The organism is Mycobacterium toneyamaense (assembly GCF_055384815.1).
The window spans coordinates 4,475,572-4,497,244 of the sequence record NZ_AP040333.1 but is presented as its reverse complement, the minus strand read 5'-3'; the positions used below and the strand labels follow the sequence as shown (position 1 = coordinate 4,497,244).

Below are 21,673 nucleotides of genomic sequence, written 5' to 3'. Positions count from 1 at the left end.
CCGATGAAGACCACCGCAGCTGTCCTGCTGGAGCCGGGTAAGCCCTTCGAGATCATGGAACTCGATCTCGACGGCCCGGGGCCGGGCGAAGTATTGATCAACTACACCGCCGCCGGACTGTGTCACTCCGACCTGCACCTGTCCGACGGCGACCTCCCACCGCGTTATCCCATCGTCGGTGGGCACGAGGGCGCCGGCATCATCGAGGACGTCGGCCCCGGTGTCACCAAGGTCAAGCCGGGGGACCACGTGGTGTGCAGCTTCATCCCAAGCTGCGGCCATTGCCGATACTGCTCGACCGGCCGGCAGGCTCTGTGCGACATGGGCGCCACCATCCTCGAAGGCTCCATGCCGGATGGCTCCTTCCGATTCCACAAGGGTGGTACGGATTTCGGTGCCATGTGCATGCTGGGGACGTTCGCCAAGAAGGCCACCATCTCGCAGCACTCGGTGGTCAAGATCGACGACTGGCTGCCGCTCGAGACCGCCGTGCTCGTCGGCTGTGGCGTGCCGACCGGATGGGGCGGCGCCACCTACGCGGGCAACGTGCGGCCCGGCGACATCACCGTCGTGTACGGCATCGGCGGCATCGGCATCAACGCCGTCCAGGGCGCCGCGCATGCCGGCGCGAAATACATCGTCGCCGTCGACCCGGTGCCGTTCAAACGCGATGCCGCGCTGAAATTCGGTGCGACGCATGTCTTCGCGAGCGCCGAGGCCGCCGCCGAGAAGATCAACGAGCTGTCCTGGGGGCAGGGCGCCGATCAGGCCATCATCTGCGTCGGCACCGTGGACGAGGACGTCGTCACGTCGGCATTCAGTGCCATCGGTAAGGGCGGGACTGTCGTGGTCATCGGTATGGCCAACCCCGAGAAGCTGACGATTCACGTCTCGGGCCTGGAGTTGACGTTGTTCGAGAAGACCATTCGCGGCTCGTTGTTCGGCTCCGCCAACCCGCAGTACGACATCATCCGGCTGCTGCGGCTCTACAACGACGGCCAGCTGCAACTCGACGACCTGGTGACCACCCGATACACCCTCGAAGAGGTCAACCAGGGCTATCAAGATCTTCGTGAAGGCAAGAACATTCGCGGGATCATCGTGCACTGACGATTCCGGCCGGTAGGTTTGCCACTGTGATCGAGATGATCCGGCAGTGGCAGATCGGACCGGTGCAGGTACCGGTCCACGGTCTGTTCGTGGGGTTGGGGGTCCTCGCCGCCGTCCTCGTGTTCGTGCGCGAGGCGCGGCGCCGCGGCGCGGTGAACGAACAGTCGCTGGTGGCCGTCACCGGTGCCCTCGTCGGTGGGGCGATCGGGATGCGCCTGTCGGGCCTGGCGCGGCACCTCGACTTCGGCGCCAATCCCACTGTCGCGCAGGCGTGGGAGTACGGCTCCAAGAGCATCCTCGGCGGGCTGCTGGGCGCGTACGTCGGGGTGCTGATCGCCAAACGGCTCGGCGGATATCGCGGCAAGACCGGGGACCTGTTCGCTCCGGCGGTCGCCCTGGGGATGGCGATCGGCAGAATCGGGTGCCTGCTGACGGAGGCGCCCGGCCGCCCGACGACACTGCCGTGGGGCGTACATGCGCCGGCGAGCACCCCGGAGTGCCCGGGATGTGTGGCCGGGCTGGCCATGCACCCGTCGTTCGTCTACGAAATCGTGTTCCAGCTGGCCGCTTTCGCCGTGCTCATGTGGCTGCGGCCCAGAATCACCCATCCCGGTGAGTTGTTCGTCATCTACGTGGCGGCCTATGCCGTGTTCCGTTTCTTCGTGGAATTCGTGCGCGCCAACGAGACCGTGTGGCTGGACCTGACGCGGCCGCAATGGGTGCTGCTGCCGTCATTGGCGCTCTTGGTTTTTCGGGTGTGGCGCGGTTATCGCCGCGGCTACTACCGGGTTTCGTCTGCAGACAAGGAGGGCGACCGTGTCCCAGCCGCCAATTGATTATCCGGACGACGAGCCCGGCGACGGCGTGCCGCCGGGCCAGAACCCGCCCCAGCACCCGCAATACGCCCAATACCCCCAATATCCGCCGCAGTACCCGCAATACCCTCAGTACCCGCAGTACGGCTATCCGCCGCCGAAGCCCAACGCGATCTCGGGGGGCGGTGTGGTTTGCGGGGTGATCCTCTTCCCGGTGCTGAACGTCGGCGTGGGCTTCCTCACGTTGATGCTCGCCGACCAGCGGAAGGTGCTGCTCGCCTTCGGGGCCGCGCTGCTGGCTTTCCTTGCCTTCGGCGGTGGCTTCGCGCTGTGGAAGACCGGCAACCCGGCATCCAAGGGGCTCGGCCTCGGCCTGATGATCGGCTGGGCCCTCACCTCGATCCTGACCGTCGGGTACTGCACCGGCCTCAATCCGACGATGTACACATGACGGCGGGCATGGGTCTGCGCGGTGACCGCATCCTGCGCTACGTGACGGCCTACTGCCCGCGCTGTCACCACGACGCTCCCGAACGGCTGCTCGCCGATGTGGCGCGACTGGCCGGCCGGCTCGTCGAGCGCGACGGGAAGGTGTGGCTGGAGCGGGGTTGCCCGGCACATGGCCTGATCAGCACGCTGTACGACGAGAGCCCCGAGATCCTTGCGTACCTGGAGGAGTGGACCGCCCCGACCAAGGCGCACATGCCTGATGTGGCAGGCAATTTCGACCCGATCCCGTCGGCGTATCTGCGCGGGCTGCCGGAGATGCAGACCCAGCACACCTGCATCCTGCTCGAAGACATCGCCGAGGTCTGCAATCTCCGGTGCCCCACCTGCTTCACCGACTCGTCGCCCGACCTGCGCAATGTGGTGCCCGTCGCCGACGTGCTGGCCAATGTCGATCAGCGGCTGGCCCGGGAGAACGGCCGGCTGGATGTGCTGATGCTCTCCGGCGGGGAACCGACGCTGCATCCCGATCTGGCCGAACTGCTCGACGCACTGACACGCCGGCCCGTCACCCGAATCCTGGTCAACACCAATGGCATCCGGATCGCCACGGACGATGCCCTCCTCGAACTGCTCAGTGCCCACCGGCACCGTGTCGAGGTGTATCTGCAATACGACGGACTGTCCGAGACGGCGCACCGGCACCACCGCGGCGGCGACCTCCGCAAGCTGAAAACGCAGGCATTGCAGCGCCTTTCGGAGCGCCAGATTTTCACCACGTTGGTGATGGCTGCCGCGCTCGGCGTCAACGACAACGAGATCGGCGACATGGTGCAGCTGGCGCTGGATACCCCCTACGTCGGCGGTATCACCATTCAGCCGCAGTTCGGCTCGGGGCGGTCGGGCAACCTGGACGCACACGACCGGCTGACACACACCGGTGTGCTGAGCAGGCTCGGCCCGCAGACCGCCGGCCTGGTGACCTGGCGGGACCTCACCGCGCTGCCGTGCTCGCATCCGCACTGCTGCTCGGTCGGCTATGTCCTGCGCGACGATTCCGGGCACTGGCGGTCGCTGGTGTCGCTGATCGGCCATGACATTCTCAAAGAACGACTCGGGTTGGTGTCCAACAGGATCGCCGACAGCGAGCTGCCGCAGGAACTGCAGCTGGCGGTCCGGGAATCGCTCCTGGGGTTGTTGTCCGAGCAGTCCTCGCTGTCGCATCCCGGGATCGGCGACGTGTGGCGAACCATCTGCCAGAACTGCGATCTGGGCATGCCGACGCTGCTGGCGCTGGCGTCGTCGGCCCTGCCGGGCGGAAAGAACCGGGTGCGGAAACTGTTGGGCGAGCGGGTGGTTCGCATCACCGTCAAACCGTTCATGGACATCTCGACGATGATCGAAGAACGCCTCGTGCAGTGCTGCGTCCACGTCGGCACCCGGTCGAGCCAGGACCAGTGCGCGCCGTTCTGTGCGGTACAGGCATGGCCGGCGCTCGGGCGGCAGCGGATGTCCATCGCCGCGGGCACTGACTTGGGAAAGGCGCTGCCGCTCACGGTGATTTGAGGGTTGGCTCGTGGTTGTGGCATTGACTGCGAATCTGCGCACCTGCCCACTCGCACCTTCGCGACGTCAGTTCGCACTCAAGTCGCCGAGATCAATTGCTTGTCCAGTGTCCAGCGGGTGTGTTCTCCGTCCGCTCGGATCTGGCCAGCACAAGCCGTAGTCAGGCTGGTGCGCCCCGACTCGCCGACCACACTCCGCGCCGCACCACCGCCTGCACTTGCAGCTGCCGGTCCAGCACGACCAAGTCAGCGGACGCGCCGGGCCGTAACTCGCCGACGTCGTCGAAGCCGAGGGTGCGCGCCGGCGTCGTCGCCGTCATCGCCACGGCGTGCCGCAGCGCCGAATCCGACGCCGCCTCCAAACCCGTTGCCGCCGTCCGGAACAACGCGTCCATCGTGGCCGTACCGCCCGCAATGGTGGACCGCTCGCGCAGCCGCGCCACCGAGCCTGCGACCTCGACGTCGAGCCCGCCCAGTTGGTACGTCCCGTCGGGCATGGCGGCTGCCGCCATCGCATCGGTGATCAGCGCGACGCGATCCGAGCCCGCGGTGACCGCCACCTGGTGCACGAGCGCGGGATGGAGATGCACGCCGTCGGCGATGAGCTCCACCGTCACCCGGCTGTCCTCGAGCAGCGCCAGCGCCGGGCCCGGATCGCGGTGATGGAGCGGGCGCATGCCGTTGAACACATGCGTGCCCACTGTGGCGCCCAGCTGCAGTGCCCGTTTGGTCTCTTCGTAGCTGGCGTCGGTATGGCCCACGGCCACAATGACTCCCGCGTCGACGAACCGTTCGATCGCGACATCGGCGCGGGGTAGTTCGGGGGCGATCGTGACCATGCGGATGGCCCCGTCGCCGGCGGCGAGTACGGCATCGATCTCCGCGGGGTCGGGCTCCCGTAGCTGCGTCACGTCGTGCGCACCGCAGCGCGCCGAACTGAGCCACGGACCCTCCAGATGAATCCCGGCGACGACGCCGTCGCGCACCGCGTCGGCCAGCGTCTGAATTTGCGCCAGCAGGACCTCCGGCGCCGCCGTGACCAGGCTCGCCAGGGTCGTCGTGGACCCATGGGCACGATGAAACTCGGCGGCCCGCACCACGTCACCCGGATCGTCGGTGCCGTAGGAGAAGCCGCCGCCACCATGCACATGCATGTCCACGAAGCCCGGCACCACGACACCGTCGGGAAAATCGACGTCGACACTGCGGGGCGGGGCGCCGCCGCCGCACGCCACGATGCGGTCACCGTCGATCTCCAGCCACCCGGGCCGGCACACGGAATCGCCGAGAACCACCGTCCCGGCCGAGATGAGCGTCATCGCCCGTCAGTCTCTACCGGTTGGAGTGCTGTGGGCGCCGATTGATCGAACGGGCAGCCATCATCAGCGAGAGCACCACCGCGGACCCGACCACGCCGACCCCGACGCGGATCGGCACCGCGTCGACCGGTGGCAGACCGTCGAAGGCCTGGGCGGCCGCGGGATGTTTGGCGTCGGGCTTGCGCTGGGTGAGCGACGGGTCCGGCTCGATCAGCGTGCCGACCTTGGTGCCGGGCGGCGTCGCGAACCCGTAGTCCAGCAGTCGTGCGGCCTGCTCCCACGGCGCGATCGGCACGCGGGTGCCGTGCAGCAGGATCGCGACCAGCCGGCGCCCGCCGCGATCGGCAGCGCCCACGAACGTCTGCCCGGCGTCGTCGGTGTACCCGGTCTTGCCGCCGAGCGCGCCCGGGTAGTTGTAGAGCAGCTTGTTGTCGTTCTCCAGCTCGTAGCCGGGGTGGTCGCCGGGTTCGCCGGGCTTGGCCGGGTGGCCGGGGAAGTTGTACTTCTGCGTCGCCACGATCGAGGCGAACGTCGGGTTCTGCCAGGCGTAGCGGTAGAACAGGCCCATGTCGTAGGCCGACGTGCTCATGCCGGGGCCATCGAGGCCGGACGGAGTGGCCGCCCGGGTGTCGCGACCGCCCAGCTTGGACGCCAGGTCGTTGATCTTCTCGATCGCCGTGTCCATGCCGCCGACCTGCATCGCCAGCGCGTGTGCGGCGTCGTTGCCCGAGTGCATGAGCAGGCCGTGCAGTAGATCGTTGACGGTGTAGATACCGCCGTCGTCGACGCCGACCCGCGTGCCCTCGGCGGCAGCATCCTCGGGGGTTCCGGTGACGCGCTTGTTGATGGGCAGTTCACGCAGCGCCTGCGTCGCGATCAGCACCTTGATGATGCTGGCCGGGCGGTGCCGCCCGTGCGGGTCCTTGGCGGCGATGATGTCACCGCTGTCGAGGTCGGCCAGGAGCCAGGCGTCAGCTGAGACGTCGCCGGGCAGAGGTGGCATGTCGGGTGCAGCGACGATGCCGCAGCTGCCCATCAGGTCGCCGCCGAGCGGCGTCGCCGGGACGGGAATCGGAGCCGGCGGGTCGCCCGCCTTGGGCACCTCGGACTGGTCGACCGCGGGCGGGGTGTTCACCCGATACGGGCATGGATCCGCGGCCGGCGGGTCGGGTTCGGCATAGGCCAACGCCGGTGCGGCCGCCAGGAAAAACGCTGCTGCCAGGGCTGCAGCGCGCTGTGACGTTGATCGGGTGGTCGCCATGGTGTCGCCAGATTAGGTGACGGATGACCGGATCCCGTGTTGCCGCGCTGTGACAAGTGGGGTTGAAGTTACAAATGTGAATTAGCTAACCGGGGCCTACCGGCGCTCGGGGAGCGCGCAGTGCGCCAGGGCGGGCACCCCGATGGAGCTCATCCACAGCCGCCCGTCGTGCTCGACGAGTCCGGTCACCTGTCCGAACTGACGGTGCCGGCCGCGCACGCCCGCGACCGCGGCACCGCTGTCGGGATCGAAGGCGACGGCCCACACCTCCAGCGCCATCTGCGGCTGCAGCGCGTCCGGCAGACGCCACACCAACTGCCGCAGGATGGTCGGTCGCGGCGCGAGCCACTCGGCGGCGGCGTTGATCGGGGTGACGAACGCGACCCAGATTCGCCCGTCGGCGCCCGTCGAGATGTTGTCGGGCATACCGGGCAGGTTGACCGCGAGCGGCGTGATGCTGCCGGCCTGTGGTCCCGACAGCCAGTACTTCGAGAGCCGACGGCCCTGCGTCTCGGCGAACACCAGCGCGGTGCCGTCGGCGGTGACGGTGACGCCGTTGGCGAAGTACAAGCCCTCGCGCAGTGTGCTGACCGTGCCGTCGGTCGCCAGCTGGTACAGGCCGCCGTCACCGCGGGCCTCGAGGATCGCGGCGCGGAAGTGCTCGTAATGGAACGAACTGGTCGATTCGGTGAAATAGATTGTGCCGTCTTCGGTTTCGGTGACATTCGAGCAGAAGCGCAGGGGCCGGCCGTCGATGTCGGGTACCAGCACCTCCAGGGCGCCGGTGCCGGGATCCAGCGCCAGCAGCCCCCGGTAGCTGTCGCAGACCAGCAGTCGCCCGTCCCGCGCGACGTGCAGCCCCAGCGGCCGGCCGCCGGTATCGGCCACCACATCTGTGTCACCGTCGGGGGAGACCCGCACGATCCGCCCGTCGACCAGGCCGGTCCACAACACGCCGTCGGCGCCGACGACCACGTCCTCGGGGGCATCGCCGGGCATCGGCACGATGGTGAGTTCCGCGGACGGGAAATCAGGCAGGGCGTCGACCGGCGGCGGGGTCCAGCGCACCGGGTTGATGGGTGGCTTGTGCGGCACGTGTAGACGGTAACGCCTGTTACGTGTCGGCAGACGGGAAAACCTCCAATTTCCGTTTGGATTCGGGGTTTTCACGACTGCCTGCCGGGCGACCGTCAGTCGCGACGGAACTCTTCGCCCGTCGCCGTGTCCACGGCCGTCTCGCCGGGCGGCAGGTTCGACAGGTCCGGGGCGATGACCGTCGGCATGTCGCCGGAGTCCGGCAACCCGAAATGCGCCGGTGCGGACTGGACGGAGGCCGGCGTATCAAGCACCAGGTCATGGCGCCGCGGCAGCGTCAGTCCACGGAAGTACTCGGGCTGCGCGACGCGCCATGCGAACATCAGCACCACACCGAGCAGCAACCCGACGACGCCGACGACACCCACCGCGCCGTACCCGAAAATGGTGACGTCGTGGTGGTTTTCGTCCTTGAGCCAGTCCGGCTTGCTGTACTGGACCAGGCCGTAGCCGAACACCACCGACAGTGTGATGCCGCCGAGCAACGGCAGCAGGCCGCGCATCATGAAGTCACGCACGTTGCGGGTCAACGTCTTTCGGTAGAACCAGACGCACGCGAACCCGGTCAGGGCGTAATAGAAGGCGATCATCAGGCCGACCGAACCGATCAGCGCCGTCAGCAGATCGGCGCTGATGGCGGTGAACAGCACGTAGCACAACACCGACAGCACGCCCATCACGATGGTCGACGTGGTGGGTGTCAGGTACTGGCGATGAATCTTTGCGAAACTCTGTGGCAGCGCACGGTATACGCCCATCGACAGGGTGGTACGCGCGGTCGGCATGATGGTGGTCTGCGTCGAGGCGGCCGCCGAGGTCAGGATCGACGCCGACAGCAGCAGCATGCCGATCTTCCCGATCACGCTGTCCCCGAACAACGATGGCCCGATGGCGGTGAACACGTCCTTGGCATTCTCCTGGTTGCCCAGCCCGATGCCTTCGGTGCCCACGCCCGCGAACGCGATGGTCGAAACGGTGACCAACGCGTAGGTGGCCAGCAGCAGGAACGTCGAGATGACGGCGGCGCGGCCGGGGGTGCGGCCCGGATCGTCGGACTCCTCGTTGCACGCCACCGCGGTGTCCCAACCCCAGTAGATGAAGATGGTGGCCAGCACCGCCGGGGCGATCACCGTGCCGAAATCCGTTCCGCCAGGCCAGAACCAGGACCACGACGGCATGATCGAGTAGGCATGCCCGTGATGCGTGTAGACCTTCACCAGCGCCACGACCGACACCACGATGAGTACGACGACCTCGACCGTCAGCAGCACGTACTGCAGCCGGGCCGACACCTCGATGCCGCGGTAGCAGATGTACGTCATCAACACGATCCAGATGACGCCCGCCACCGTCGACCACAGCGTGCTGTTCGCCAGACCGGCGGCCGAATGCCACCCGAGGTCACCGACGAACGTGAACGAGTACGACCCGGCGATCTGCGCGAGATTGGCCATCACGATGACGTCGGAGACGATGATGCCCCAGCCGCCCAGCCAGCCGACGACGGGACCGAAGGCCCGGGCCGCCCACGTGAACGTGGTGCCGCAGTCGGGCTCGGCCTTGTTCAGTTCCTGGTAGGCGACGGCGATGAGGTACATCGGCACGAACGAAATGAGCATGATGGCAGGCGCTTTGACCCCGGCGAGCAGCGTGCCGCCGGCGGCGATGACCAGGCCGAGCGTCGCCGCCAGGCTGTATGCCGGAGCAGTGGACGCCAGCCCGACCACCACGCTGGACACCAGACCGAGGGCACCCCGTTTGAGGCCTTTGTCTCGGGCGACGATGTCTGGCGCTGTCGTGGTCATCTGCTCCCTGCTCATCCCGGTTGATTGCCGATGAGATGCTACGGTTCGCCGCGCTCGAACACCGAGTCGTAGGTTGGTGTTTGTGACCACTGCGCAGGACACCGATGAATTCGAGCGGTTACGCCCGCACCTGCTGTCCGTCGCCTACCGGCTGACCGGTGTCTACGCCGACGCCGAGGACATCGTGCAGGACGCCTGGTTGCGCTGGCACAGCGCCGATGTCGAGTCGATCGAAGAGCCCCGCGCCTGGTTGACGACAGTGGTCAGCCGCCTCGGCCTGGACCGGCTGCGGTCCGCGGCGCACCGCCGCGAGGCCTATTTCGGCGAGTGGCTGCCCGAACCGGTGGTGACGGGATTCGACGCGTCCGACCCGTTGGCCGCGGTGGTCGCGGGCGAAGACGCCCGCTTCGCCGCCATGGTGGTGCTGGAGCGGCTGACACCCGACCAGCGCGTGGCCTTCGTCCTGCACGACGGTTTCGCGGTGCCGTTCTCCGAGATCGCGTCGGTGCTTGGCGTGAGCGATGCGAGTGCCCGCCAGCTCGCGTCACGGGCCCGCCGCGCCGTCTCCGAGGCCCCGGCGCCACCGCCCGACGCCGGCCACAACGAGGTCGTCGGCAAGCTGATGGCCGCGCTCGCCGGCGGGGACATGGCCGCCGTCGTCGAACTGCTGCATCCCGATGCGACGTTCACCGGTGACTCCAACCGTCGGGCACCGACGGCGCCCCGCACGATCGTCGGCGCGGACAAGGTCGCCCGGTTCCTGTTCGGGCTGGCCAGACGTTATGGGCCGCAATGGCTTTCGACGTCGCAACTGGCGCTCGTCAACGGCGAACTCGGTGCGTACAGCCCCGGCCTGCCCGCCGACGGTGAGCATCCGGAGATGCTGCCGCGCGTCACCGCGATGACGGTGCGCGACGGCAAGGTCGTCGCGCTGTGGGACATCGCGAACCCGGACAAGTTCACGGCGTCACCGCTGCGATCTGATTAGCGGCTCGCCGCTGCGGTCTGATCAGCGGCCCTAGAGCACGTAGGGGATCAGGGCCTTGCGGTCGGTCGGGTACTCGGGAAACTTCTCCTGGTACCAGGTATGGGTGCCCAGCGCCCGGGGAATGAGATTGCCCGCGGTGATCAACAGGATGGCCACCCCGGGCAGCGCCCAGGTCAGCAGCGCGAAGCCGGACCAGGCGATGAGCTCGCCCAGGTACGCCGGGCTGGTGACGAACCGGAAACCGCCGCCGAACGGAATCCGGTACTCCGCACCGCCGGGGTTGTTCTTGTCGCGCAGGTTTCGCACGATCGACTCGGAGTTGACCAGGAGCACGAATCCGCACAGATAGACCACCAGGCCCACCAGGAACCGGGGGTCGGTCAGCCACGCGGTGGTGTACTGGCCGAAGAAGTCGTGGCTGAACAGGGTCCCGTTGAGGTAGCCGTGCATCGACGTCACGAGCATGCCCATCACGATCACCGACACGTTGAAGGTGCCGCGCTTGCCGGGCGCCTGGCGGATCGCCAGCGGAAAGAACCAGCCCCGGTTGGCGTAGTGCAGCAGCCAAATCCCGGCCAGCACCAGCGATGTCGGCTCGAAGCGGTGCGGCCCGGCCAGGTAGCTGATGAGGAACACGACCGTCGCCGGGATCTCCATCAGCCACCAACCGAGCTTCGGGTTGAGATTCAGGCCGAGCTTCGTCGTCGAAAACCGCCCATACGAACTCTGCGCGAAGAAGCCGCCGATGATCACGAACGCGGCGAACGCGAAGGCCGCCGTCAGCACGGTGTCATAGAACGTGTTGCCGGTGTACCAGTGCATGGGCAGTCCTCGTTGAACAGGCGGTTTCGGCGGCCGAGGCCGTCATTTCTGTAACGTGTTCTACCACCTGGCCGGGGCGTGAGGCCAGCGAGAGTCCCGGCTCGCTCGGGCTAGGCCTCCCAGGGCACCCGGCACGCGTCGCCCGAGCTGAAGCCCTGCTCGGTGATCCCGAGCGCCGCGTACATCCGGGACCGCATGTTCTCCACGCCGATCTGATAGGTCAGCTCGATGACACCCGCCTCGCCGAACCGGCGCTTGAGATCGTCGACCTGCTCATCGGTCACGTTGTGCGGATCGGTGGTCATCGCGTCGGCGTAGGCGATGGCGGCCCGCTCGTCGTCGGTGAACAGCGGCGAGGTCGCGTAATCGTCGATGTGCTTGAGCCGGTCCACATCCAGGCTCTCCAGGCGCATCAGCATGGTGCCGAAGTCGACGCACCAGGAGCAGCCCACGGTCCGTGCGGTCCAGAACACGGCGAGGTCGCGGACCGAGTCGGGCAGCGTCTTGGAACCGTTCTTGAGCAGTGTCTCGTGCACGGCGTTGGCGACCAGCAGCCGCGGGTGGTGCGCCGCCACCGTGAACGGTTCGGGCACCTCGCCGAACTCACGCTTGGCGTAGCGGTACATGAGCCGGGTCAGCAGGCCGGCGCGTTGCGGGGACAGGGGTTCGATGCGTGGTGTTGTGGTCATACCGGTTGGACGAGACAGCGTCGCGAGGTGTGACAGGGGTGTGGCGGGCATCACATGAGAAGGCGGCGGCTACCGTAAGACACATGTCTGTGGCCCCGAACTCTGCCTCGGTGAGTGGGTACGAGGCGCGGTGGGAGCAGCACAACGCCGAACGCCGGGCCCAGATCCTGCTGGCGATGATCGAACTGCTCGAGGAGAGCCCGCCCGGCGCCGACATCTCCGTCGCCGCCATCGCCAAACGCGCGGGCGTCGCCAAGTCGGTGATCTACCGGCAGACCTCCGGCAAGGAGGAACTCGAGCGGCGGGTGCGGTCGTACCTCATCGACGACTTCGGGTCCGTCCTGGTCAGCAAGCTCGACATCTCCGACGGCTCGCTGCGCGAGATTCTGACCCGCACCATCGAGGCCGTCGCGGACTGGATGATCGACCATCCGCGGCTCAACGAGTTCGCGCGCAGTGGCCCGTCGTTCGAGGGGGATGAGACGCTCGACGCCGTCGGCGAGCTGAAGCTGCGCATCATCGAACGCGCCGACGGCATCATCGCCGCCATCCAGTTGGCGATCGGCGTCGAGGACAGCGCGTTCAAACTGGTCCCGCTGGCGATCGTGACCATGGTCGAGGAGACGCTGTTCGCCTGGGTGCGCACGCCGGAACCGACGCACACCCGCGACGAGATGATCGCGCACCTCGCCGACTTCACCTGGTACGTCATCGACGGTGCCGCACGGGCCATCGGGTTCGAGGTCAGTCGTGATGAGCCGCTCGTCGCCGTGGTGGCCGCGCTGGCGAACCGTCAGGCCAACAACCCCGCGTTGTAGTCGGCCACCAGGCTGCGCACGGTCTCCTGTGCGCAGGACTTGTTGGTGCCGATGAACCCTGTCGGACCGCGTTTGATCCAGCCCGTCACGTAGGTCGCGGCGACACCGTCGACGCGACCGCTGTCATTGGGGACGGTGCCCCGCGCCGCGTCGAACGGCAGGTCGGCCACGGGCCGTCCCCGGTAGCCGATCGACGTGAGCACCAGTCCGGCATTGACGGTGTGCAGGTCGCCGGTCGGCTTCACCTTGATGGTGCCGTCGGCCGCCGCCACCAGTTCGTTGCGGGCGAATTCGATGTCCAGTCCGGCCGTGGTGCGCGCAATGGCGGTGGGCGACTGCAGGTACTCCAGCCGGATGCGGCGGTTCCCGGGCCGTTGTGGCAGGTCCCGCAGGATGCGGGCGCGCGCATCGGTGTCCGGCAGTGACGCCAGGTCCTGTGGTGAGACGACGATGTCGACGTCGGGCATCGTCGTCAGGCCGACCAGTTCCGGCACCGTGAACGCCGACTGCGCGAGCCCGCGCCGGCCGACGACTACAACCTCGTCGATCTTGCTCTGCCGCAAGGCTTTCAATGCGTGCGGCGCGATGTCGGTGGCGGCCAGCCGGTCCGGATCGCTGGTGAGAATCCGGGCGACGTCGAGCGCGACATTGCCGTTGCCGATGACGACCGCACGCGGTCGCGACAGGTCGAAGACGGCGTCGGCGAAGTCGGGATGGCCGTTGTACCACGCCACGAAACGGGTGGCCGAGCTGACGCCCGGCAGGTTCGCTCCGGGTACATCCAGTGGACGATCCGTCGCGGCGCCGACGGCGTAGATGACGGCATCATGCTCGGCGAGCAGCTGCTGGTGGGTGATGTCGGAGCCGATCTCGACGCCGGTCACCAACTCCAGCCGCGGGTCGGCGGTGATGGTGTCGAACTGCCGGGACACGCCCCGGGTACGCCGGTGATCCGGGGCCACGCCGAAGCGGGCGAGACCGCCGGCCTGGGGCAGCCGCTCGTACATCCGGACGCGGGCGGCCGGGATGGTCAGCACTTCGTCGGCCGCGTACATCGCCGCCGGGCCGGACCCGACGATGGCCACGCTGAGGGCTCCGGGGGCGCGGACCTGCAGCGGGGGAACGACGGGCGCCAGCAGCGGCCGGGGCCGTGGCTCCTTGTAGAAGCCGGCGTTGAGCTCGAGGAAGACCTTCTCGGTCGGCTCCAGCGAACCGTCGTGCTTGATGGCGTCGACCGGGCAGGCCGTCACGCACGCGCCGCAGTCGACGCACTCCACCGGATCGATGTACAGCATCTCGGCGGTGTGGAAGTCGGGCTCGTCGGGCGTGGGGTGAATGCAGTTGACCGGGCAGGCGTAGACGCACGATGCGTCGCTGCAGCAGGACTGCGTGATGACGTGGGGCATCAGGCGATCAACTGTGCCTCGCGGTTGGGTGCACTGCGGTAGCGGGCCGTCTCACCGGCGATGCCGCAGCGCTTCCACATCCAGCGGCCGACGCGGTTCATCAGGCCGATCTCCTCGGCCAGCGCGCGGGTCTCGTCGAAGAAACTCGCCATGATCTTCCGCGACTGCGGGCTGCGCCAGAAGGCTTGCCGCATGACGTCTTCCGGGATGTCGAACTGCTTGCCGAACGACTTCGACGACCCCATGATCTCGTGCGCCAGCCAGCGCAGCGTCAGCGGGAAGGCGACGGTGGCGAAGGCCTTGAACCGCCACGACCGTTCGGGCATGTGGGTCTTGAGGAATTCGTTGGCCCACGAGATGTGGCGGGCCTCCTCGGCGATGTGAATCTGCATGGTGCGCAGCACTGCCGGCGGCAGGTTGGCGCCGTTGCGGATCATGCCCTTCTGGAAGTGGTCGATGGGCTCCTCGCCGGCGAGGATGCCGGCCATGAACGCCGTCGGCGAGTACTGGCCGACCAGGCCGATGTACGGCGACAGCTTGAAGAAGAGCTTCCGCATGCCCGGGACATCGGTACCGGAGCGGTTGACCAGTTCCTGGAACATCTGGATGTGGTTGCACTCTTCGGTCATCTCGTGGAGCGCGTACCGGAACTCGGGGGAGTTGTTGGGCAGCTTCATGATGAAGGCCATCAGCCCGCGGATCAGGATGCTCTCGAACGCCGCGCCCACCTTGACGGTGTTGAGCGTCCGCCAGCGGCCGATCTCGATCTGACGCTCCAGCGGCTGGCTCTGGTACCACTCGGTGGCGCCCAGCGGGTCGATGGTCGGGGACAGCACCCAGCGCGGATCGTTGAGGTCGATCTGCATGTCCGGGGCATCCCACGCGATGTCGAGGTAGGGGTCGAAGCGGCGCCGCACCGAGCCTTCCGACAGCACGTCGAGGAGGTTCTGGTAACCGGGCTCCATTGCCTGAGTCATGTCTCCAATTTACCGGGAACAGTGGTCCCAGTAAATACCTGGGCCGAACGTGAAGAAGATCGCGAGGTTTTCCCGGATTCTCGCGATCTACTTCACGTTGGGCGGGGCATGGAACCGGCCGGTGGCCGTCAGCGTCCAATACGCATGGCGGGCAATTGGCCCTTTCGGGGCTCAGAGGCGTTGGCGGCGGGATTGGTCAGCCGGTACGACCTGGATACGCGGCACGACATGATCCACCGCGACGTGTACATCCCTCGTGGCGCCGCGATGACACCGGCCGATAAGGCCGTCGGCGTCTGGTTGTGGTCAGGGCGGCGCGGTGTTGTCGCGGGGCTGTCGGCTGCGGCCTTGCATGGATCGAAGTGGATCGGCGCCGACGAACCCGCCGAGATCAACCAGCCCAGCAGGCACAAGGCCGCAGGCGTGCTGTTGCACAGTGATGCACTCGATCCCGACGAAATCTGTGAACTCCGCGGCGTCAGGTCTACCAATCCGGCTCGGACCGCGTTCGATCTCGGCCGCCGCAAGGGGCTGACCAAAGCAGTCATCAGGGTGGATGCACTACTTCAGGCTTGCGATTTGAAACTTGTTGAGGTGCAGGCGCTTATCGACGCCCATCGGGGAATGCGGGGATTGGTCCAGCTACGTCGGGTTCTCGAATTGGCCGACTATGGTGCAGAGTCGCCCCAGGAGACCCGAACTCGGCTGTTGCTGACAGAGGCGGGCATACGGCCCACCGACACACAGATCGAGGTGTTCGGCGAATACGGGGAACTGGTGGGGCGTATCGATATGGGTTGGCGGCGTTGGAAGGTCGGCGTCCAGTACGACGGCATTCAGCATTGGACCGACCCGAACCAACGGACGCGGGATATCGACCAGGACGTCGAATACCGGGATCTGGGGTGGCGAATTGTGCGGGTCGGCGCCAACCTCCTGAACTACCGCCCTCGCACGGTCATCGAGCGGGTGTGGGCTGCTCTGCGCGCTGCTGGGTGCCCAACGTGAAGAAGGTCGCGAGATTCGGGTGAATTCTCGCGATCTTCTTCACGTTCGACGCAAAATGCCCTAGCGGGCAAACATCAAGGCGCGCTTGACTTCCTGGATCGCCTTGGTCACCTGGATGCCGCGGGGGCAGGCCTCGGTGCAGTTGAAGGTGGTGCGGCAGCGCCACACACCGTCGACCTCGTTGAGGATGTCCAGACGCTCGGCAGCGGCCTCGTCACGCGAGTCGAAGATGAACCGGTGCGCGTTGACGATGGCGGCGGGGCCGAAGTACGAGCCCTCGCTCCAGTACACCGGGCACGACGTGGTGCAGCAGGCGCACAGGATGCACTTGGTGGTGTCGTCGAAGCGGGCGCGGTCGGTCTGCGACTGGATGCGCTCACGGGTCGGGGGGTTGCCCGACGTGATGAGGAACGGCTTCACGGCGCGGTAGGCGTCGAAGAACGGCTCCATGTCCACCACGAGGTCCTTCTCCACGGGCAGGCCGCGGATGGGCTCGATGGTGATGGTCAGGTCCTTGCCGGGCTTCTTCGGCAGCAGGTCACGCATGAGGACCTTGCAGGCCAGCCGGTTCACACCGTTGATCCGCATGGCGTCCGAACCGCACACGCCGTGCGCGCACGACCGGCGGAACGTCAGCGTGCCGTCGAGGTAGCCCTTCACGTACAGCAGCAGGTTCAGCAACCGGTCGCTGGGCAGGCAGGGCACGCGGAAGCTCTGGAAGCCGGCGGCGTCCGGGTTCTCCGGGTTGAACCGGGCGATCTTCAGCGTGACCATGACGGCGCCTTCGGGCACCGGGGGCAGCGGCGGGTCGCCGGCTTCGGGCTTGTCCAATACGGGTGCACTCATGTCAGTACTTCCGTTCCATCGGCTCGTACCGGGTCTGGACGACAGGCTTGTAGTCCAGCCGGATGTCGGACAGGAGGTCGGCGCCCTGCTTGTAGGCCATGGTGTGGCGCATGTAGTTGGTGTCGTCGCGGTCCGGGTAGTCCTCGCGGGCGTGGCCGCCACGCGATTCCTTGCGGTTCAGCGCACCGACGACGGTGACCTCGGCCAGCTCGAGCAGGAAGCCCAGCTCGATGGCCTCGAGCAGGTCGCTGTTGTAGCGCTTGCCCTTGTCGTGCACCGTGATTCGGCTGTACCGCTCCTTCAGCGCGTGGATGTCCGTCAGCGCCTGCTTGAGGGTCTCCTCGGTGCGGAACACGGCGGCGTTGTTGTCCATCGACTGCTGCAGCGCGGTACGGATGTCGGCGACGCGCTCGTTGCCGTGGTCGGACAGGATGTCGCCGACCCAGCCCACGACCATGTCGGCCGGGTTGTCCGGCAGCTCGACGTAGTTGTGGTTCTGCGCGTACTCGGCGGCCGCGATGCCGGCGCGACGGCCGAACACGTTGATGTCGAGCAGCGAGTTGGTGCCCAGGCGGTTGGCGCCGTGCACCGAGACGCAGGCGCACTCACCGGCGGCGTACAGGCCCGGAACGATGTTGACGTTGTCGCGCAGCACCTGGCCGTTGATCGTGGTCGGGATACCGCCCATGACGTAGTGGCAGGTCGGGTACACCGGCACCAGCTCGGTGACGGGGTCGACGCCCAGGTAGGTGCGGGCGAATTCGGTGATGTCCGGAAGCTTGGCCTCCAGCACCTCTTCACCGAGGTGACGCACGTCGATGTAGACGTAGTCCTTGTTGGGTCCGGCGCCGCGGCCCTCGAGCACCTCCAGCACCATCGAGCGGGCCACGATGTCACGCGGCGCGAGGTCGACGATGGTGGGGGCGTAGCGCTCCATGAAGCGCTCGCCTTCGGCGTTGAGCAGGCGCCCACCTTCACCACGCACGGCTTCCGAGATCAGGATGCCGAGGCCGGCCAGGCCTGTCGGGTGGAACTGGTGGAACTCCATGTCCTCCAAGGGAAGTCCCTTGCGGAAGATGATGCCCAGGCCGTCACCGGTGAGGGTGTGGGCGTTGGAGGTGGTCTTGTACATCCGGCCCGAGCCGCCGGTGGCGAAGACGATCGCCTTGGCGTGGAAGATGTGGATGTCGCCGGTGGCCAGCTCGTAGGCGATGACGCCGGTGGCGACGGGGCCGCCGGGCGTCTCGGTGAGGACCACGTCGAGCGCGTAGAACTCGTTGAAGAACTGGACGTCGTGCTTGACGCAGTTTTGGTACAGCGTCTGCAGGATCATGTGGCCGGTGCGGTCGGCGGCGTAGCAGGCGCGGCGGACCGGGGCCTTGCCGTGGTCACGGGTGTGACCGCCGAAGCGACGCTGGTCGATGCGGCCCTCGGGCGTCCGGTTGAACGGCATGCCCATCTTCTCGAGGTCCAGCACGGCGTCGATGGCTTCCTTGCACATGACCTCGACGGCGTCCTGGTCAGCGAGGTAGTCGCCGCCCTTGACGGTGTCGAAGGTGTGCCACTCCCAGTTGTCGTCCTCGACGTTGGCGAGTGCGGCGCACATGCCGCCCTGGGCGGCGCCGGTGTGCGAACGCGTCGGGTACAGCTTGGTCAGCACGGCGGTGCGGACGCGCGGGCCGGCTTCCACTGCCGCGCGCATGCCTGCGCCACCGGCACCGACGATGACGACGTCGTAGCGATGTTCCTGAATCATCCTGCGAGCCCCTATTTGATGTTCGCGTCGAAGGTGACGAGCACGTAGCTGCCCAGCACCAGGGTGAATCCGGTGGCCAGCAGCAGAATCGAGTTCAGCCAGAACTTGGTGGTGTTCTTGCGGGCGTAGTCACCGATGATGGTGCGCATGCCGTTGGCGCCGTGCACCAGCGCCAGCCACAGCAGGGCCATGTCCCAGATCTGCCAGAACGGCGAGGCCCAGCGCTGCGCGACGTAGTTGAAGTCGATGCGGTAGACGCCGTTCTGCCAGATCAGCCCGATGAACAGGTGACCGAGGGCGAGCAGCACAAGCGCGGCGCCGGAGAAGCGCATGAACAGCCAGGCGTACTTCTCGAAGTAGGGGATGCCACGGGCGCGCCGGGGAGCGCGCGGGTGATCGAGGGCGGCGGGGCGGTCGTGCTCGCGCTCCATGACCGGGGCCGGACGGCCCCCGCGGCGCGCCTCGGCGGCGCCGGAATCGGTGTGCGTGGTCACTTGAGCCACCCGTAGTGCTCAACCATGTGCATGCCCTCTACCCCAACTGCGGCGATGACGACCGCGATCCAGATGGCCAGGATGGTCCACAGCATGACCCGCTGGTACTTGGGTCCCTGCTGCCAGAAGTCGATCAGAATGACTCGCACGCCGTTGAGGGCGTGGTAGAGCACCGCCGCGACCAGGCCCATCTCCATGAACCCGATGATCGGCGTCTTGTAGGTGTTGATCACCTCGTTGTAGGCCTCGGGGCTGACCCGGACCAGAGCCGTGTCCAGAACGTGGACCAGCAAGAAGAAGAAGATGGTGGCACCGGTGATGCGGTGTAGCACCCAGGACCACATGCCCGGGTCTCCGCGATACAGGCTCCGTCGCTTCTGTGCTGAACGCGGCGCGGGTATGGCGGATTCCGCGGCTGCCGCTGTACTCATTTCGACCTCCAACGCCGTCGGTGGACGCGTGACCCGGCAGCAACTTTTTCGCGTGCCGAGCCCAAACCTCGGGGCGACTCTAATCCCAATTTGCGCACAGTCAGAACTAGCGTGTGGGGGGAATGGGCAACCCGCGCCGGAAATTAGGTTTGCCTACATTAACTTACTTGGTCGTCGGGTCGGTCCTCGAGGCAATGTCGGGGTGCCGGGAACGGGGTGTCAGCGATGCCGGAAATTGACTGGAAACTGTTGCGCGACAAGGCAATAGCTGTTTCTCGGGGTGCCTACGCACCTTACTCGCACTTCCCGGTGGGGGCGGCGGCGCTGGTCGATGACGGCCGAATCGTGGTGGGCTGCAATGTGGAAAATGTCTCATATGGCCTTGGCCTCTGCGCGGAGTGTGCTGTGGTCTGCGCCCTACATTCCAGCGGTGGTGGACGGCTGCTCGCGCTGGCGTGTGTGGACGGTTCCGGGGCTGTGTTGATGCCGTGCGGACGCTGCCGGCAGGTGCTGCTCGAGCACGGTGGGCCGGCCATGTTGATCGATCACGCATCGGGTCCGCGGCCACTGGCCGAACTGTTGCCCGACGCCTTCGGGCCGGATGACCTGAACCGCCGGTAACGCCAAGCGGTGCAACACTTCTGATTACCCGCCGGTAACCAGTTTCGATGGGGTCGACCGAGGCCCCGGCAGGAGGATCCCAGCGATGCCGTTCGATGCGCCGACAGTCATTCGCACCAAACGCGACGGCGGTGTGCTGTCCGACGCCGCGATCGACTGGGTGATCGACGGCTATACCCATGGGCGCGTCGCCGACGCGCAGATGTCGGCCTTGTTGATGGCGATCTTCCTGCGCGGCATGACGCCGGCCGAGATCGCCCGCTGGACGGCGGCCATGGTCGACTCCGGGGAGCGCTTCGATTTCACCGGCCTGCGGCGCGACGGCCGGCCGCTCGCGCTGGTCGACAAGCACTCCACCGGCGGCGTCGGCGACAAGATCACCATCCCGCTGGTGCCCGTCGTCCTGGCCTGCGGCGGCGCTGTCCCGCAGGCCGCCGGCCGTGGCCTCGGGCACACCGGCGGCACGTTGGACAAGCTGGAAGCGATCCCCGGATTCACCGCCGAGCTGTCGAAAGACGCTATCCGCCAACAGCTTTCCGGCATCGGCGCGGCGATCTTCGCGGCCGGCGACCTGGCGCCTGCCGACCGCAAGATCTACGCCCTGCGCGACGTCACGGGCACGACGGAATCGCTACCGCTCATCGCCAGCTCGATCATGAGCAAGAAACTGGCCGAGGGCGCCCGCTCGCTGGTGCTGGACGTCAAGGTCGGTCGCGGTGCGTTCCTCAAGACCGAGGCCGAGTCGCGTGAGCTGGCGCGCACCATGGTCGACCTCGGCACGGCCTACGGCGTCCCGACACGGGCCTTGCTCACCGACATGGACCGGCCGCTCGGTCGCGCGGTCGGGAACGCGATCGAGGTCGCCGAGTCGCTGGACGTCCTGGCCGGCGGCGGCCCGGACGACGTCGTCGCACTGACTGTCGCCCTGGCGCGCGAGATGCTCGACGTGGCCGGCCTCGACGGCGTCGACCCCGCCCAGACCCTGACCGACGGCACCGCGATGGACTGCTTCCGGCAACTGATCGCCGCACAGGGTGGCGATCCCGATGCGCCCCTGCCGATGGGGACGCACACCGAGACGGTCGTGGCGTCGCGAAGCGGGGTGATGGGCGACGTCGACGCCATGGCGGTGGCGATGGCGGTGTGGCGGCTCGGCGCGGGACGGGCCCAGCCCGGAGACCCGGTGCAGGCCGGGGCGGGGCTGTACCTCCACCGGCGCAGCGGTGAGCCCGTCGCGGCCGGTGAGACCCTGTTCACGCTGTACACCGAGACCCCCGAGCGGTTGCCGTCTGCGCTGGCCGAACTCGACGGCGGGTGGTCGGTGGACGACACTGCGCCGCCGCAGCGTCCCGTGGTGCTCGACCGCGTCGAATAGCCGCGAAACCAACGGTGGTCAGCGA

Annotated in this window: 21 protein-coding genes; 9 read left to right on the top strand and 12 right to left on the bottom strand. The window is 67.3% G+C overall.

What is annotated here, in order from left to right:
• Window positions 1-3: 3 nt before the first annotated feature.
• From ACZ5IQ_RS21675 to ACZ5IQ_RS21660, 4 genes are read left to right on the top strand one after another with little or no spacing between them, the layout of a single operon-like run.
• Complete coding sequence (locus tag ACZ5IQ_RS21675) at window positions 4-1,110, top strand: NDMA-dependent alcohol dehydrogenase (RefSeq protein WP_464480246.1); 1,107 nt, start codon at window positions 4-6, stop codon at window positions 1,108-1,110.
• A 35-nt stretch (window positions 1,111-1,145) separates the two neighbouring features.
• Window positions 1,146-1,946 (top strand): prolipoprotein diacylglyceryl transferase, encoded by an 801-nt coding sequence (locus ACZ5IQ_RS21670; RefSeq protein WP_464481498.1) that lies wholly within the window; start codon window positions 1,146-1,148, stop codon window positions 1,944-1,946.
• On the top strand, window positions 1,927-2,376 hold the full coding sequence (locus tag ACZ5IQ_RS21665) for a hypothetical protein (protein WP_464480245.1): 450 nt from the start codon (window positions 1,927-1,929) through the stop codon (window positions 2,374-2,376). Before ACZ5IQ_RS21670 ends, ACZ5IQ_RS21665 begins: the two co-directional genes overlap by 20 nt.
• A complete protein-coding gene (locus ACZ5IQ_RS21660; protein WP_464480244.1) occupies window positions 2,373-3,938 on the top strand; it encodes a radical SAM protein in 1,566 nt (521 codons plus the stop codon). Before ACZ5IQ_RS21665 ends, ACZ5IQ_RS21660 begins: the two co-directional genes overlap by 4 nt.
• Before the next feature lie 160 nt (window positions 3,939-4,098).
• On the opposite strand, the gene nagA is transcribed toward ACZ5IQ_RS21660, so the two are convergent.
• The 4 genes from nagA to ACZ5IQ_RS21640 all read right to left on the bottom strand — a co-directional run bounded on the left by nagA (window position 4,099) and on the right by ACZ5IQ_RS21640 (window position 9,417).
• Complete coding sequence (gene nagA, locus ACZ5IQ_RS21655; RefSeq protein ID WP_464480243.1) at window positions 4,099-5,256, bottom strand: N-acetylglucosamine-6-phosphate deacetylase; 1,158 nt, start codon at window positions 5,254-5,256, stop codon at window positions 4,099-4,101.
• 13 nt (window positions 5,257-5,269) lie between these two features.
• Complete coding sequence (locus ACZ5IQ_RS21650) at window positions 5,270-6,517, bottom strand: D-alanyl-D-alanine carboxypeptidase family protein (protein WP_318987326.1); 1,248 nt, start codon at window positions 6,515-6,517, stop codon at window positions 5,270-5,272.
• Between the two features lie 96 nt (window positions 6,518-6,613).
• Window positions 6,614-7,612: an SMP-30/gluconolactonase/LRE family protein gene (locus ACZ5IQ_RS21645; protein WP_464480242.1), complete on the bottom strand. Its 999-nt coding sequence runs from the start codon at window positions 7,610-7,612 to the stop codon at window positions 6,614-6,616.
• A 95-nt stretch (window positions 7,613-7,707) separates the two neighbouring features.
• Entirely contained in the window at window positions 7,708-9,417 is a 1,710-nt protein-coding gene (locus ACZ5IQ_RS21640) for an APC family permease (protein WP_464480241.1), read from the bottom strand.
• An 82-nt stretch (window positions 9,418-9,499) separates the two neighbouring features.
• On the opposite strand from ACZ5IQ_RS21640, the gene ACZ5IQ_RS21635 reads away from it, so the two are divergent.
• Entirely contained in the window at window positions 9,500-10,405 is a 906-nt protein-coding gene (locus ACZ5IQ_RS21635; protein ID WP_318987329.1) for a sigma-70 family RNA polymerase sigma factor, read from the top strand.
• A gap of 30 nt (window positions 10,406-10,435) precedes the next feature.
• On the opposite strand, the gene ACZ5IQ_RS21630 is transcribed toward ACZ5IQ_RS21635, so the two are convergent.
• Together ACZ5IQ_RS21630 and ACZ5IQ_RS21625 are read right to left on the bottom strand one after the other, a co-directional pair.
• Window positions 10,436-11,227: a phosphatidylethanolamine N-methyltransferase family domain-containing protein gene (locus tag ACZ5IQ_RS21630; protein ID WP_293012501.1), complete on the bottom strand. Its 792-nt coding sequence runs from the start codon at window positions 11,225-11,227 to the stop codon at window positions 10,436-10,438.
• A 110-nt stretch (window positions 11,228-11,337) separates the two neighbouring features.
• Entirely contained in the window at window positions 11,338-11,916 is a 579-nt protein-coding gene (locus ACZ5IQ_RS21625) for a carboxymuconolactone decarboxylase family protein (RefSeq protein ID WP_464480240.1), read from the bottom strand.
• 83 nt (window positions 11,917-11,999) lie between these two features.
• Here ACZ5IQ_RS21625 and ACZ5IQ_RS21620 point away from each other — a divergent pair, with 83 nt between their 5' ends.
• Window positions 12,000-12,734, top strand: coding sequence for a TetR/AcrR family transcriptional regulator (locus ACZ5IQ_RS21620; RefSeq protein ID WP_318987331.1), 735 nt, complete (start codon window positions 12,000-12,002; stop codon window positions 12,732-12,734).
• Here the strand turns inward: ACZ5IQ_RS21620 and ACZ5IQ_RS21615 are convergent.
• Both ACZ5IQ_RS21615 and ACZ5IQ_RS21610 read right to left on the bottom strand, forming a co-directional pair.
• Window positions 12,710-14,140 carry an FAD-dependent oxidoreductase gene (locus ACZ5IQ_RS21615; protein WP_464480239.1) on the bottom strand — a complete coding sequence of 477 codons (1,431 nt, stop codon included), beginning with the start codon at window positions 14,138-14,140 and terminating at the stop codon, window positions 12,710-12,712. The two genes, ACZ5IQ_RS21620 and ACZ5IQ_RS21615, sit on opposite strands and share 25 nt — an antisense overlap.
• Window positions 14,140-15,117 (bottom strand): AurF N-oxygenase family protein, encoded by a 978-nt coding sequence (locus tag ACZ5IQ_RS21610; RefSeq protein ID WP_464480238.1) that lies wholly within the window; start codon window positions 15,115-15,117, stop codon window positions 14,140-14,142. The genes ACZ5IQ_RS21615 and ACZ5IQ_RS21610 overlap by 1 nt, the downstream gene beginning before the upstream one ends.
• Window positions 15,118-15,261: 144 nt before the next feature.
• Between ACZ5IQ_RS21610 and ACZ5IQ_RS21605 the strand changes: the two genes are divergently transcribed.
• Window positions 15,262-16,125, top strand: a complete 864-nt coding sequence (locus ACZ5IQ_RS21605; protein WP_464480237.1) for an endonuclease domain-containing protein — start codon at window positions 15,262-15,264, stop codon at window positions 16,123-16,125.
• A gap of 60 nt (window positions 16,126-16,185) precedes the next feature.
• Here the strand turns inward: ACZ5IQ_RS21605 and ACZ5IQ_RS21600 are convergent, their stop codons facing one another.
• From ACZ5IQ_RS21600 to sdhC, 4 genes are read right to left on the bottom strand one after another with little or no spacing between them, the layout of a single operon-like run.
• Entirely contained in the window at window positions 16,186-16,971 is a 786-nt protein-coding gene (locus tag ACZ5IQ_RS21600; protein ID WP_020102797.1) for a succinate dehydrogenase iron-sulfur subunit, read from the bottom strand.
• Window position 16,972: 1 nt separating this feature from the next.
• Window positions 16,973-18,727, bottom strand: a complete 1,755-nt coding sequence (gene sdhA / locus ACZ5IQ_RS21595) for a succinate dehydrogenase flavoprotein subunit (RefSeq protein ID WP_212806680.1) — start codon at window positions 18,725-18,727, stop codon at window positions 16,973-16,975.
• An 11-nt stretch (window positions 18,728-18,738) separates the two neighbouring features.
• A complete protein-coding gene (locus tag ACZ5IQ_RS21590; RefSeq protein ID WP_061002042.1) occupies window positions 18,739-19,158 on the bottom strand; it encodes a succinate dehydrogenase hydrophobic membrane anchor subunit in 420 nt (139 codons plus the stop codon).
• Between the two features lie 59 nt (window positions 19,159-19,217).
• Entirely contained in the window at window positions 19,218-19,652 is a 435-nt protein-coding gene (gene sdhC / locus ACZ5IQ_RS21585) for a succinate dehydrogenase, cytochrome b556 subunit (protein ID WP_212806679.1), read from the bottom strand.
• Between the two features lie 225 nt (window positions 19,653-19,877).
• Here sdhC and ACZ5IQ_RS21580 point away from each other — a divergent pair, with 225 nt between their 5' ends.
• Both ACZ5IQ_RS21580 and ACZ5IQ_RS21575 read left to right on the top strand, forming a co-directional pair.
• Window positions 19,878-20,273 carry a cytidine deaminase gene (locus tag ACZ5IQ_RS21580; RefSeq protein ID WP_318986371.1) on the top strand — a complete coding sequence of 132 codons (396 nt, stop codon included), beginning with the start codon at window positions 19,878-19,880 and terminating at the stop codon, window positions 20,271-20,273.
• An 85-nt stretch (window positions 20,274-20,358) separates the two neighbouring features.
• Entirely contained in the window at window positions 20,359-21,648 is a 1,290-nt protein-coding gene (locus ACZ5IQ_RS21575) for a thymidine phosphorylase (protein WP_464480236.1), read from the top strand.
• Window positions 21,649-21,673 lie beyond the last annotated feature (25 nt).

Excerpts from the sequence above, each read along its gene's own strand:
- ACZ5IQ_RS21675 (WP_464480246.1), top strand. The coding sequence starts at position 4 with ATGAAGACCACCGCAGCTGTCCTGCTGGAGCCGGGTAAGCCCTTCGAG.
- ACZ5IQ_RS21670 (WP_464481498.1), top strand. The coding sequence starts at position 1,146 with ATGATCCGGCAGTGGCAGATCGGACCGGTGCAGGTACCGGTCCACGGT.
- ACZ5IQ_RS21660 (WP_464480244.1), top strand. The coding sequence starts at position 2,373 with ATGACGGCGGGCATGGGTCTGCGCGGTGACCGCATCCTGCGCTACGTG.
- nagA (WP_464480243.1), bottom strand. The coding sequence starts at position 5,256 with ATGACGCTCATCTCGGCCGGGACGGTGGTTCTCGGCGATTCCGTGTGC.
- ACZ5IQ_RS21650 (WP_318987326.1), bottom strand. The coding sequence starts at position 6,517 with ATGGCGACCACCCGATCAACGTCACAGCGCGCTGCAGCCCTGGCAGCA.
- ACZ5IQ_RS21640 (WP_464480241.1), bottom strand. The coding sequence starts at position 9,417 with ATGACCACGACAGCGCCAGACATCGTCGCCCGAGACAAAGGCCTCAAA.
- ACZ5IQ_RS21630 (WP_293012501.1), bottom strand. The coding sequence starts at position 11,227 with ATGCACTGGTACACCGGCAACACGTTCTATGACACCGTGCTGACGGCG.
- ACZ5IQ_RS21625 (WP_464480240.1), bottom strand. The coding sequence starts at position 11,916 with ATGACCACAACACCACGCATCGAACCCCTGTCCCCGCAACGCGCCGGC.
- ACZ5IQ_RS21620 (WP_318987331.1), top strand. The coding sequence starts at position 12,000 with ATGTCTGTGGCCCCGAACTCTGCCTCGGTGAGTGGGTACGAGGCGCGG.
- ACZ5IQ_RS21615 (WP_464480239.1), bottom strand. The coding sequence starts at position 14,140 with ATGCCCCACGTCATCACGCAGTCCTGCTGCAGCGACGCATCGTGCGTC.
- ACZ5IQ_RS21610 (WP_464480238.1), bottom strand. The coding sequence starts at position 15,117 with ATGACTCAGGCAATGGAGCCCGGTTACCAGAACCTCCTCGACGTGCTG.
- ACZ5IQ_RS21605 (WP_464480237.1), top strand. The coding sequence starts at position 15,262 with ATGGCGGGCAATTGGCCCTTTCGGGGCTCAGAGGCGTTGGCGGCGGGA.
- ACZ5IQ_RS21600 (WP_020102797.1), bottom strand. The coding sequence starts at position 16,971 with ATGAGTGCACCCGTATTGGACAAGCCCGAAGCCGGCGACCCGCCGCTG.
- sdhA (WP_212806680.1), bottom strand. The coding sequence starts at position 18,727 with ATGATTCAGGAACATCGCTACGACGTCGTCATCGTCGGTGCCGGTGGC.
- ACZ5IQ_RS21590 (WP_061002042.1), bottom strand. The coding sequence starts at position 19,158 with ATGGAGCGCGAGCACGACCGCCCCGCCGCCCTCGATCACCCGCGCGCT.
- sdhC (WP_212806679.1), bottom strand. The coding sequence starts at position 19,652 with ATGAGTACAGCGGCAGCCGCGGAATCCGCCATACCCGCGCCGCGTTCA.
- ACZ5IQ_RS21580 (WP_318986371.1), top strand. The coding sequence starts at position 19,878 with ATGCCGGAAATTGACTGGAAACTGTTGCGCGACAAGGCAATAGCTGTT.
- ACZ5IQ_RS21575 (WP_464480236.1), top strand. The coding sequence starts at position 20,359 with ATGCCGTTCGATGCGCCGACAGTCATTCGCACCAAACGCGACGGCGGT.